Annotated in this window: 8 protein-coding genes; 1 reads left to right on the plus strand and 7 read right to left on the minus strand. The window is 43.3% G+C overall.

The features are described from left to right. The first annotated feature begins 111 nt into the window (after positions 1–111). Complete coding sequence (locus tag CXF65_RS02245) at positions 112–867, plus strand: HEPN domain-containing protein (RefSeq protein WP_101210895.1); 756 nt, start codon at positions 112–114, stop codon at positions 865–867. 2 nt (positions 868–869) lie between these two features. On the opposite strand, the gene CXF65_RS02250 is transcribed toward CXF65_RS02245, so the two are convergent. The 7 genes from CXF65_RS02250 to CXF65_RS02280 form a co-directional block, all read right to left on the minus strand. Continuing rightward, positions 870–974: a DUF2256 domain-containing protein gene (locus tag CXF65_RS02250; RefSeq protein ID WP_101210918.1), complete on the minus strand. Its 105-nt coding sequence runs from the start codon at positions 972–974 to the stop codon at positions 870–872. Between the two features lie 21 nt (positions 975–995). After that, complete coding sequence (locus CXF65_RS02255) at positions 996–2186, minus strand: M48 family metallopeptidase (RefSeq protein ID WP_101210896.1); 1191 nt, start codon at positions 2184–2186, stop codon at positions 996–998. Positions 2187–2297: 111 nt separating this feature from the next. Beyond that, a complete protein-coding gene (locus CXF65_RS02260; protein ID WP_101210897.1) occupies positions 2298–3482 on the minus strand; it encodes a YjgN family protein in 1185 nt (394 codons plus the stop codon). Between the two features lie 466 nt (positions 3483–3948). After that, positions 3949–4095, minus strand: a complete 147-nt coding sequence (locus tag CXF65_RS02265) for a DUF2256 domain-containing protein (RefSeq protein ID WP_101210898.1) — start codon at positions 4093–4095, stop codon at positions 3949–3951. Between the two features lie 241 nt (positions 4096–4336). Next, positions 4337–4498, minus strand: a complete 162-nt coding sequence (locus CXF65_RS02270; protein ID WP_084212304.1) for a DUF2256 domain-containing protein — start codon at positions 4496–4498, stop codon at positions 4337–4339. A 129-nt stretch (positions 4499–4627) separates the two neighbouring features. Then, positions 4628–10870 carry a DNA repair ATPase gene (locus CXF65_RS02275; protein ID WP_101210899.1) on the minus strand — a complete coding sequence of 2081 codons (6243 nt, stop codon included), beginning with the start codon at positions 10868–10870 and terminating at the stop codon, positions 4628–4630. A gap of 280 nt (positions 10871–11150) precedes the next feature. Continuing rightward, a complete protein-coding gene (locus CXF65_RS02280; RefSeq protein WP_264754719.1) occupies positions 11151–13163 on the minus strand; it encodes a flotillin family protein in 2013 nt (670 codons plus the stop codon). Positions 13164–13209 lie beyond the last annotated feature (46 nt).

Below are 13209 nucleotides of genomic sequence, written 5' to 3' on the forward strand. Positions count from 1 at the left end.
GTTTATCCTAACCATAACAATTTTATTTTGAGCTGACTATATATAAAATATAACAATCCGAATAGCTATGACAAACTACTTTGCCTGACGATCTTAAACTCTTCAGAAGAAATGAGTAAAAAAAGAGCGTTCAACATAGCTGATTTTATTTATGGTGTTATCAAAGTTTTTACCTACTTGTACAACGTGAAAGCTAGCCAATTAAATACCATGCACAATCCAATTAAAAACCAAACTACACTTTACCTTGCATATGATGATAATCACTATCGAATTGGTGGCTCACATTCATTTGGAGAAGACTTGACTGATTTTTGGAAATTCTTTAGTGACTATCTAAAAACAGAGTTAGGAGATACTATCAAAGAATTAATTGCTCATGCTCTTTTTCCAAAAGATAAAGAAGTATTCGCCGATCGTTTAATTGATGCATTTTATTGGTTCGGTGAGGCATCAAAGGATATCAATGAAAGTGCTCAAACTATTAAACTAGTTACAGCTATGGAACGCATAGTTACGGATCCAAAGGAAGATAATGGCAAGGTATCAGAAAATTTCAGCAAACGAACATCAAGTATGATAAGTAGGTTCCATGGTGAATGTAATAAATGGGGTCAGTATTCTACAGATATATATAACGAGAGATCCAATTTAGTGCATGGATCACAAGGTCTACATAAGTCCTATGGGCATAGTTTAGGCTTTAATAGATTTGAATTAGCCTATAAGGCCATACTATCAGCATGTGTATTATTTAATGAAATAGGTCTAGAAACACCTGCAACCAAAAATAAAATACAAAAATTCTTTAAAAATATTTGTGAAATAAAACCGTTAAAAAACACGTTCGGTAGTGATGAAACGTAGTTTCAATTATCTTTAGTTTTAGCCCGCCGACACCACTGCGAACAATAAATCACCTGCTCCCAGTCTTTCTCCCACTTCTTACGCCACGTAAACGGACGCTGGCAGATGGGGCAGGTTTTTCACTGTGATTACTCACAAACCTTTAGCCCTTGCTTAAAGCACTTGCTATATTTTTCTGCCATTTTAATCCGCAACTGAGTATTAGGATGACTTGATAAGAAGTCAGACAACTTGTCTTCCTCAACCTCTTCAACTTTTTCATTATTGGCTTCAGCTTCTGGTTGGTCTGCAGCGTCATCAACGTCTTCTGCATTGGTTGCTGTAGTCGAGTAGTCTTCCATACGGCTCAGGATATCTCCAAAGGCCTTTGGATCAATGCCAATCTCAAGCATCTTGTTAAAGGCAAACTCATCGGCTTCGGTTTCGTACTGACGTGAATAGTGATTTGACACCAGTGCCGTGCCCAACCCCGTAGCAAGCTCACTGATACCGTCTGGGTTGCCCAGTACCATTATCACAATCATCGTGGTTAATGAGTTCTGAGTGAGCATCTCTAAGCTATGACGCTCGACCACATGACCCATCTCATGTAACAGTACCGCATCTATCTCATCATCATTTTGGCTCAATTCTACAAACTTATCGGTCAAAATAATATCGCCAGACGGTAATGCAAAAGCGTTTGGCAGACTTGAGCCGCCTATGCTCATATCCCGAAAGTGTAGCCGATACTGAATATTGTCATCGCCACCGAATGGTTTAAGGCGTGTCTTAAACCGATATATGATTTGCTGTTGTTCAGTACCACTTATTTGAGTGGGTTCTAAAAAATAACGATCCATAAAATCTAATGACTGATGACCTATAAACTCGCCTGTCTGCTGAGGGAGCGCATGAGCGACTGTTTGACTCGTCCAAGGAATACCCCATTTAATAAAACTAAATACAAAAACAACAGTGATGACCAACATCGTCAAGACGCTGGTCATTTTTGTTTCATGACGATGTAAGCGTAAACGCCACTTTGAGGCTGTATCGCTGTTTTTATTACTATTGATTATAGTATCGATAGCATCATTATTGTGAGTCGTAAAGAGTGAGCCATCAGTGAGTGTAAGCTTGCGTTCAGTATTTCCTAAGCGATCATTGATCGTCACTTGCGACCACTGACCCGTGATATTTTGATGTCTTTCGCTGTCGTTACCAGTCTCACTAGATACAATTTTTACCTCATATCTCGTTTTAGCTACCGTGAGTTGCGCGGCGTATTGAACCGAGCTGTCTTTGGGATACCATTTGCCTGATATTGAATTTATCATTACTGTTCTCACTGTATCCACTAGCTAAACGAAGCAATCAAGGATGCCATTAACCAAGCCATGATTGAAATAAGGTGTCGATCAATAAGGTATCGGTTAATAGGATCTGGCTTAGATGGCAATATCTATATCGATATCTAAAACATCACCAATTTCTTCACCAATAGCAGACTGCTCTTGCTCTTTTTGGGTCAGATAACTATTGATATCTATATCTAAGGCTTCTATCCAAGAGTTATCAGCGATATAACGGGCCACACGGACTTTTGCCCAAGGCAATGCTAAGCCCGCAGTAAATAGAACCAATAGCATATTGGTCGCTAACACATAAAAATAACCTTTAGCGCTGACGGTTGACTTAAAAGTGATGGCTCTATCCAACGTGGTATTTTCGAACAGATACTGACGTTGACGGCTAAATGAATAGGCTGTAGCGAATAAGAACGTGGCAATAAAACCAAAATACATAACCAAAAACCCAACAACGAATAATGGATTTGCATCTGCGCTTTCGATGTCACTGGAAATACTGCCAAGGTTAAATCCGCCCGACAACGTAGACGCAAATATTAAGCCGGAGAGTATTAATAGGACAAATAAACAACCAATAATGATTAGCATTTTTTTAAGTTGAATTTTTATAAATTTTTCGGTGTTGATGTTGATGAAGAAATGACCTTGACCAAATTTTGTCTGACCAATCTGGTATTCTGCTGCTTTTTTTGTAAAGAGTCCTGTGACAAAAATGCCTATGGCTATCGCGGCAATGATACCTACGGCAAATAGTATGAAGGCAAAACTTAAATCAGAACCTTCATCTAGACTGGTCATTGGGACTAGGCTACCAAAGGCCAGCAACGCAACTGCTGCATAACCCAATATGGGTATAAGCATATAAATAATATAGGCGGGCTTTAGATTGCCTATGAAGCTAAAGCGCACGTTGCTAAAGCTGGTCATGCGCATATTGAACTTGAGACTGCGCCAGATGATCCAAGGAATAAAAGCAAATAAAATAATGGGTAAAATGACTCCGACGGTAGGTAAAACAGAGCCTACCACCTGTAGGGCAAGCAATATCAGCACACCGATTAAGTAGCCCAGAAACAGCTGTCTTCCGGTGGCATGGTAATCAAAATATCGATCTGCATATTCAGTATTCGCATAAAAATATCGACGCGTACGTACTTTTGCCCAAGGGTAATAAATGCCTATGGTGACGATGCACAATAAAACATTCACAATCCATATCTTAAAATACTCTGATCCGTCACCTTTAAATTGTATTTGTTTCATCCTATCCTTAGAACCTTAAAATTTGATGTGAATGTTTAGGGCGTGTCCGCATTTTAAAATAGTAATAAAAATAAGAACATGACCTAGTTGAATATGAGTTAAATTGAGTATATTTTTGAGATATTAGGGTCTGTTGAAAAACAGAAAATTTAAAAAAAGCATTATAGATTATAAGCTTAGTAACTTCGAGTATTTTATGGAATTTTGTTGATTGAAATATTTTTGCGATGTTATCGCGACAGGAGTGCTGAATGAGATAGAATCGATTCGCTATTTCACGTTTTGACCATGATTCAAATAACATTCTTTGTAGTCATTAGCTAACATCTAGCAACGACTGAGATTTTGATTATTGAGTTTTTATGAATTGATAAAGCCTAGCAAAACAAAAAATGAGCTGCACCTTCTACTTTTTAAAGATACTTCGATTAAAGACGTGGCAGTTTTCTATTATCGACATTTAAAATTACTCTGTTTTATCCTTACTCCGCCGACAGCGCTCAGAACAATAAATTACCTGCTCCCAATCCTTTTCCCACTTCTTGCGCCACGTAAATGGGCGCTGACAGACTGGGCATACTTTTTGCGGTAGGTTTGCTTTTTTGTGTGCCATGAGCTTCCCTGCGTCACTTTGTATAGTTAATACTAAATAAAATGGATACGTTATTTAATAACGCGAAACTGGTATAAATTTTTCTGGCTTGCTGTGCCTATGCCGACAGAGGCTGCAAAAATCATATTAAAAACTAAGCATCCCAGTCCCGCTGTATCTTTTTCATATTGGACTGAATATAGTATAAAAGGCTGGGTTAAAAACCCAGCCTACAACCAACGCGAAATTTAGATTTAAATTCTTACTTTTGATGATCTAACCCTTCATACTTTTTTACGCGGCGGCATTGGTCGGAACAATAGACCATACTCTCCCAGTTTTTATCCAACTTCTTCGCCCAACTAAATTCGCGCTCGCAGACAGGGCAGAGTTTTTTGCGGACGTTTTTCTTTTTGTGCGCCATACGTTTCTCATTGGTTTGTTTAACATAGTCGAATCAACTGCCACGACTATACATCAATAACTTATCGCTATAGCCTATTAATTATAAGTTCTAATTATCATTATTGCTTATAAGCGTTAATCGTCAGTATCAATCATAGTCATCAAAGATTTTGTTTAGCCTGTTGAGGCTATTGACGATAAGCTTGCCGGATTGATCGGTACTGCTATCAATTGCCAGCTTCTCATCCATCCGCATCGTCAGTGGCGTAAGCGCTTCTTTAAGAGCTGTTGCCATCAGCGCGGTCTGTTGATGAACATCAAGCGTATCGCTGTCTGCCGTTTGGTTCTCATCATTCTTAAGCAGGCTCTCTGTTAAGCTATTAGACAAGCTATCAGCCATTTTTTGTGCCAGTTGCTCAACAGCATCCACCAGCTGCATCATCAGCGCTTTTTGCGCGCCTTGATTTTGTTTGAGATACTCGCCTTCCGCCTTTTCAGTATTGTGATTGTGCTTATATATTTGTACCAGTTGACTCACGCTTTTCTCAAAGCTATGGTCGATACTGTCGCTGACGACTTTGGCATTGTTAATGACGCTATCGGCAAGGATTTTCTGTGCTTCTAACTGGGCATTGAGTTGTGCTTGTTGTCCTGCCTCTCGTAAGCGGGCGATTTGCTCTGGGTCATTTTTCGTTAAGTATGTCTCAAACTGGCTACTGATGGTATTGAAGCCACTAGCCAAGTCGACCAACTGGGTAACGATACGCGCGCCAGTATCACCGTCTTCACCGCCCATGGCTTTATTACGTAAGAAGTCGGCTTTGATTTGTGCCCAACGCTCTTTTTCTGCGTCAGTCAACACACCGCGCATCTCGCCAAGCTTGAGAAGATTGCTCTCTGCGCCTTGGGTCAATAGCTGCGACTCACCCAAATAGTGATCGTCTATCAGCTGGTTCAGCTCGTTTTCATTCATGACCGCCGATAGCTTTTCGGTCATCTTATTCATATTACGATAACTGCCTTGCAGCTTAAATATTGGCTCGACACGGTATTTATCATCTTGTGATGCTGAGGCAATATAGGCTTGATTAACGTCAAGAATGACTTCTTGCACCCTAAACATATGGCGCAAGATAGCGATAATCTCGTTAACCTCTGAAGTGCTATACGGATACGTCAGCTCGCTGCTCTGTGCTTGGGCGAGGTTGGCATTGTCCGTTTTTGCCATTTTAATCAAACGATGAACATCCGCTAAGTCACGGTTGGCCAATGGTGCGAGGACGGTATTAGAGGTCAGTGAGTTTTCAATATAACTGAGCGCAAATACCTCTTCCATGCCGCTCATAATATCGCCCAAGTTATAAATATCGGCGCGGTTGGCGAGCATATCAGGGACTTTAAAGGCCTCACCGCTTTCGGTGTACGGGTTACCCGCCATGACCACACAGAACTTTTTGCCACGCATGTCATAGGTTTTGGTTTTGCCTTGCCAGACGCCATCGATACGGCGCGTGCCATCGCCGAGTGAGATAAACTTCTGCAAAAATTCCGCATGCGTATGCTGAATATCATCGAGATAGAGCATGACGTTATTGCCCATCTCAAAGGCTAAGTTGATTTTATTCAGCTCTTCTCGGGCGGTGGCATTGGGTGCTTTTTCGGGATCTAATGAGGTGACATCATGACCGAGTGATGGACAGTTAATCTTCATAAAGATAAGGCCGAGACGATTGGCCACATACTCCATCAAGGTGGTTTTACCGTAACCTGGTGGCGATATCATCATTAGGATACCCATCAGATCGGTACGCTTATCCTCGCCGATCGTGCCCATCTGTTTGGCGAGGTTGTCACCAATTAACGGCAAATAGCTCTCATTAATCAGACGGTTACGCACAAAGGAGGACAGTGGTCGCGGCATAAACTCGTCCAGTCGCAACGTCTCTTTTGAATCATGCAAAATCTCTGAGCGCATGGCTAGATAGCGTCTGTAAGCAGGGATGACTTGGGTATCATGGTGATGCAGACGATTTAAGAAGTCATCGACCGCAAAGGTCAAGGTCTGCTGATGAATACGTGTATGCTCACCTAGTAAGTTATTAATTTGAATCTCAAGCGATACTTTACCTGTGCTGCGCTCAAAGCTCTGCACTTGATTGAGCGGATTGTTGAGGCTGGTCAGCGAGGTTGTGGCTGAGAATGACAGTGTAGATGGCGTGCCAGTGGCGCTCTTATCGAAACTAATACCTGAATCAATGAGGCGCTGTACCAAGGCTTCACGCTGGGTATCATTTAACTGGGTAAGTAAGACCGCAATCGCTTCGGGCACATAATGACGGCCACTTTCTAGCTGTTGTTTGCGTAGTGCTTCTTTTTCTTGACTCTCAGCAAGCTGCTCTTCAGTGAGGGCCGCGCCTGCCTCATCCGTGCCATCAGCTGATACGTTAGCCGACTCAGTATCACCATAGGTCTTATCAAGTAACGCATGAAACCATGTTGCCAATAGCTCATAGGCCGATTTGGGCTGAAAGCCAAGCTTGCCGATTGAAGACTGTAGCTGCTCAAAACTGGTCGTATTTTGCGTGCTACCTGACGCACTATTCAACGTTTGGCTTAACTGCTCACACAACTGCTGCGCTTGTTGACTCGTTTGCCAGTCTATCTTGGCATCTACGCCACTATCAGAGATACTCGCCTGCCCTATGACGCTCACCAGATACTCACTGGCAAGCTGGACATAGCTTGGTTTAAAGATGTTAGCGTTATGAATATCGCTATTTTCAGAACCTAGCTTTGAATCTAAGCCTGATTTTGACTGCTTACTAGCGCCGTTATCAACGCTACTGCCTTTATTAACACCAATGCTGTCATCATTATGAGCGGCGACAAACTGATGCATGATTTGACTCATGTCCTCAACGAGCAGAGATTTGGCTGTGTCGCTACCCAGTGCACGGCGCAGTTGCTCAGCGGTAGCGGCTCTATCTGTCCAGTTGCTCGCACGCGTCAGCACTGATTCATTCAGCCAATTATCATAACCAAACTGACGTAAGGCGTCTAAGCCAAGCGCTTGCACGAGGTTCAATTGCCAATAAAACAACTGTGCCAAGGCACGTACTTGCGGGGTATAAATCAGTAGCCCTGCTTCACGCAATGTCGGTAGTATTTGCATCAATAATAGCGTGGCATCATGGTCATGAATGCCCTTGTCATAACCGAGCTGATAGCGAGGGGTGGCGTAAGCTTTGACCAATTTAGACAATGGGCTGTCATTATCAATATCACCATTAATATCAAGGGTAATGATGGTCGCATCGTATGCTTGATATAGGCGCGTTTCAGTCAGGCCGTCTTGGCTATTTTTGGCACTTTCGATAATGCTATAAGCCAAGTACTCCGCACGGTATACCTTGTCAGATTCGGATGCGATATTCATATCCCAGTACGGCCGCAAGGCGTTTAGCTCAGCATTATTAAGCACTTCATAATAATCTGTTCCCGTTAGATGTAAGTTCAGCACACGCTTGCCATCTGACTGTTGACGACTCAATAAGGTCAAATCAAGCGGCTGAGTATTAACTGAAAAGCGGTGCTTGCCCAGTTTGATGATTTGACCACCATCTTCAAACAAGTCTGACTTATCTTTTAGACTCTTATAGCTTTCGATTTGAATGGCTTTTAAGCGGGCATCGATGTCATCAGCTTTGACACTAAAGCCCATCGCTTGCAGCTCTTTGGCGATATTACGTACTTTTTGTACCAGTCCGTCGGCAGCAAAATACGTATTGAGCGCTTCCTCTTCCTTAAAGCCGGTGACGCCTGTGCTTTGCGTGCGTTTTTTGATACTCTCAAGCATCCGCAGCGCGCCATCGCCTAAGTTCTGCGCTTTGCGGTTGCGGGCATCGAGCAATTGCTGCTTATGATTCTCAAAAGTCTCGTAAATCTCTTCACGCTTGCTGATGATGTCGGCTAAAAATTGATCGCCACTACCGCTCTCTGGGTCCGCGAACTGGCTTTCTAACTCTTCCAACTGCACCAGCAATTTTGCCATTTGCTCGTCTGATTTCTCAGGCGTATTGGCAATGGATAAGGCATTAGCAATCGACTGACCAAATAGCTTGAACTGCGCGCCAAACTGCGCGACTGCTTCAGCCGATCCTAAATTTTTGCGCTTATGATTAAGCTTGGCTTTGCTCTGATTGAGACTCGCATAAATGGTCGATATATCATCGATAATTTGGGTACGTACCGTAGCATCAGCAACATCTAATGTGCCTAATAGCTCAGTCAACAAATCTAAGCCTTGCGCTGTCTCATCAATTTTTTCTAGTACAGGTTTTAATTCAGCATTAGTTTCTGCTGTGTTTAAACGCTCACTGACATCGATCAATATACCTTCGTAACTTGAGAGTGCCTCTTCCCCGCTTAAAAACAGCACGGTTTTTTCGGCAAGCTCGCTCTCTGCTGTTGCTAGCTGAGTCTGCAACGCTTCTAATTTATCACTATCTAAATAGCGTAAATCCTCTAGGCTAACCAAACGGCCCTTTTGCCGTCTTAATGCTGACAGCTGATCGACATAATCACTGGCAGACTCAAAGGTGGTAACGCGTATCTGCCGCAAAATCTCATTTTGCTGCGTGTCGGCATCGGCCAATGCCGTTTGGGTTTGCTTCTGGATGCTTTGTACTTTGGCGAACTCATCAATGACCAATTCAGCCGTCGCCGTCACTTCCTTAATACTACTGGCGACTTCACTCAGCTCAGGCTCAGACAGCCAGTAATAGCTATCAAAGAGACGGCTAGTATTGTCGGCTAATTCTTCATAGAGCTTTTGTGACACGCTTTGATTGTCAATGAGGCGGGTGATGCTATAGAGATCTGAGATGCCGCGCACCAATTCTTTATTGCCAATTTTGCCATAGAAGCTCGTGCTTTCAGGTAATTCACTGACATACTCAGGAGAGGCATAAGGGGTATGCCATATCTGCATCGGGTGAATGCGTGACGGCTCACTTTGGTCACTAAACAGCACCAAGCGCCCATTTTCTGCCAGCGCCATACCATTACAATAAATGGGGTTTGCCAATTGCTTTTTGATAAGGTTGTAGGGAAACAGACCTGTGACACCTAAAGCGACATCATAGAATAAAAACAACACATCTTCGCCATTGGGCGATACGATTTTACGTTTAAACTTTAAGTCTTTGGCACCGACATTATTGGCATCAAACAGCTTATACTCGCCCGTTTGTAAATAATAACCCCCCGGAAATATAATGCCGTGATCCTCAGGCAGCTGCACACACGACTGTCCAATTGCGTCTAAACGCAGTACCGTTTCGGTCAAGGTGTTATAAACAAAATAGCGATAGCTGTCTTCGCGATACGGCAGTATCTTGAGCAGTATTAAACTGCCAACTTTGGCATAAGCAATCTCGGCATCGGTCAGCGACTGGGTGCGATCATTTACAGGCTCACTATAGATACCCTGCCCTGACTGGGTATTGTCCTCAATTTTAATGGTCAAATCGCCGCCGACGGTTTCTACAAATACCGTATCTAAGATATTCATATGCGGATACTTGCCATTAATCATCTGCTCGCGAGTGGTCTCAATCCAATCAAAATCGTAAGCAGGCGGCAACTCGATATCACGCTCGCCTCGATTGTCTACGTAAGCAATTTGAGCCGATTCAGGTGTGCCTTGACTAAAATCTAACGCAAAACGAAAGACGCGAATATCGGTGATACGCTCGCCAATTTGAAACGCCAATAGCAGCTTGCTGTCTTTGACTGTCAGCTGAATCAGCCGTGTTTGCTTATAATATCGATACAGCTCATTAAAGTCTTGAACAAAGGCCTCTTGATCTAAGAAGGTGTTTTTTAGATCCACTTCTTCTAGCTGATACTCTTGCTCAGTGTGTTCGCGGCTCCCATTGTTATCTGTAGCGCTTTCAGTATGTGCCGTGCTTTCACCATTATCAATATCGGCAGCACTTTCACTATTATTATCACCAACATTCTTGTTAGGAGGATCTATCAATCGATATAGCGACAACACATCTTTGATATTGCTCGCGCGTTTGAGACCCATAAAGACGTTGTAGCCGAATAGCATATAATCACCGACTTGCACCATGTCTTGCGCCACACAGTTATATTCGGTGCGAATGCGGGTGCGAGCGATGACTTGCATTTGGGTACTGCCAAACTCTTGCAAGCGCGCATTGTTCAGCTTGGCCGTTTGCTGCTCTAGACGACTGCCCTGCTCAGTAAGACGCTTTTTAATAAGCTCATAAGCATTGCCTGAGGCGACCGCTTGATCCGTTTGCTCGGATTGATTATGACTATTGGTATTATTTGGATTGGTTGCGTTTTGGGTGTCCGCCATCGTTGCTCGTCCATTTGTATTTTTGGGCAATAAGATAAATCTAAGGAAGTTTTGAATTAAATAAGCACTTGGCTAATCTAAAAAAACCAGCATTGACTACTTGTTTTTTTAGATTAGCCAACTCATGGTTAATAGTAGTCATTAACTACTGCTCTGTTAAAGCTTTTAGATTGAGTTGGTTAAAGCAATCCGCCACCTAAATGACAGACTGCTTATTGATGAAAAAGTTATGGGTCAAATCTTGCTGATAATAAATCAGTCGTGTCGAATAACGATGATACTAAGCCGTTTCATCATCATTCTGCTTATTCGCTTTAGTCATCACTTGACTGGCCATCATTGTATTGATGATACCGCTCAATGTGTCTGATTTACCCGCTAGGCCATCGATGGCTTTACCGATAGACAGTGACTTGGCAAAGTTATCGAAGAAGTGCGCTTCACCGCCAACAATATCGATTTTGGCTTTTTGGAGCGCAACCGCCAAGACTTCAGCGTTTTCTTTGGCAATCTCTTTACCAGCTTCGATAGACGCCATGGCTTCTTGCAGCGCAGTCTCAAGACCCATACGGAACTCTTCGTGCTCGCGCGCTTCTTTGCTCATGCTGCCCATCGCATTGAATTTTTCGACCAGACCATCGGCTTCGGCTTGGAAATGCGCACGGGTGACTTCCGCTTTTGCCAGTCCCACTTCACGCTCCGCTTTGGCATTTGATTCGCCTTGAGCGGCGATAACTTGAGCATTTGCCAGCCCGATATCACGCTCAGCTTTGGCGTTGGATTCGCCGCGCGCCGCGATAACTTCAGCATCAGCCATGCCTTTTTCACGCTCTGATTGCGCTTCGGCTTGACCAGTTGCTCTGATAACGTTGGCTTTGGCAATGCCTTCTTTTTCAAGCGAGGACGCTTTGGCTTCTTGAATAGCCGCTTCGGCAAAGCCGTGTGCCGACTCTTCAGCCTTGATACCTTCCGCCATTTTAATTTTGGCTTCCGAGTCTTTGGCTGAGGCTTCAAGATTAGCGGCAGCCAGCGTGGTAATCTCGACGGCTTTGTGCTTGGCTGAAAGCTCTTCGGCTTCGGCTTTTTTGACCTGACGTACTTTGATTTCTTCGGCGTCTGCTTCGGCTGCCAATACGCGCGTCTGTTTAGAACGCTCGGCTTCGCTCACTTCGCGGACTTCTTTGATACGCTCTTCTTCTTGCGCGACCGTTTTGTCTACCGCGATACGCTCACGAATGACATTGGCGATTTCTTTTTTCTCAAGCTCAATTGCGCGTTCAGCTTCGATACGTTGTAAGTCAACTTCACGCTCACGTGAGACGATTTCTAAATCACGAGCACGCGTGACTTTCTCTTCTTCAATCACAACCGCACGCAAGCGGTTCTGACCAGCCACTTCAATTTCACGTTGTTGGTTTTCGCGCTGAATCGCTAAGTCCTGCTCAACTGAAATAATCGCGGTTTCAGACTTTTTGCGCTCTTCTTCTTCAATTTTGCGCGTCTCAGCTGTCTCACGCGCAATGACAGAAGAGATTTCACGTTGCTGTTTGGCTTCGGCATCGGCTTGTTGACGCTCAAGCTCCAGCATTGCCTCTTTGGTCTCAACGTTTTTCTTTTTAACGGCCAACTCTTCGTCACGCTCAAGCTCGTTAGTGATGACGTTTTGGAAGGCTGTTAGCTGAGTAATCTTTTTGATACCTTCAGCATCCAAGATATTGCTTGAATCAAGTGACGCTTTCGGCGTTTGCTCTAAATAATCAATCGCCACATCTTCTAAGACATAGCCATTCAGATCGTTACCGATTTCTTGGACGATACTGTCACGGAACTCGCTGCGATTTTCAAACAACTTAACGAAATCAATCTGCTTGCCCACAGTTTTTAGTGCTTCTGAGAACTTAGCGTTAAACAGCTCATTGACAGCGACTTTATCAGAAGCGCGCTCAACCCCAACCGATTTGGCAACCTTTAACACGTCTTCTTCGGTTTCATTGACTCGCAAATAAAATGCAACAGTAATGTCCGCACGCATATTATCCGCGCAAATCAGTCCTTCTTTACCTCGTCTATCAACCTCTAAGGTGATGAGTGAGATTCTCATCAATTCTTTTTTATTGATGATAGGCCAAACAAAGCCACCATCAAAACGTACAGCGATTTTACTCACACCATTGATAATCAGTGCTTTGCCTTGCTCAACCTTGAAGTAAAAGGCTTTGAGCATCAAAAGTGCTACCATCATAAAAACAAACGCCAGCACCACAACCACGCCGACGATAATGAGTATGTCCATATCCATTCCTTTAATTAAAACATTCTATAGTCAATCCTACATAAAT

The sequence above is a fragment of the Psychrobacter sp. Sarcosine-3u-12 genome (genome assembly GCF_002836005.1).
In the GTDB taxonomy this organism is placed as follows: domain Bacteria; phylum Pseudomonadota; class Gammaproteobacteria; order Pseudomonadales; family Moraxellaceae; genus Psychrobacter; species Psychrobacter okhotskensis.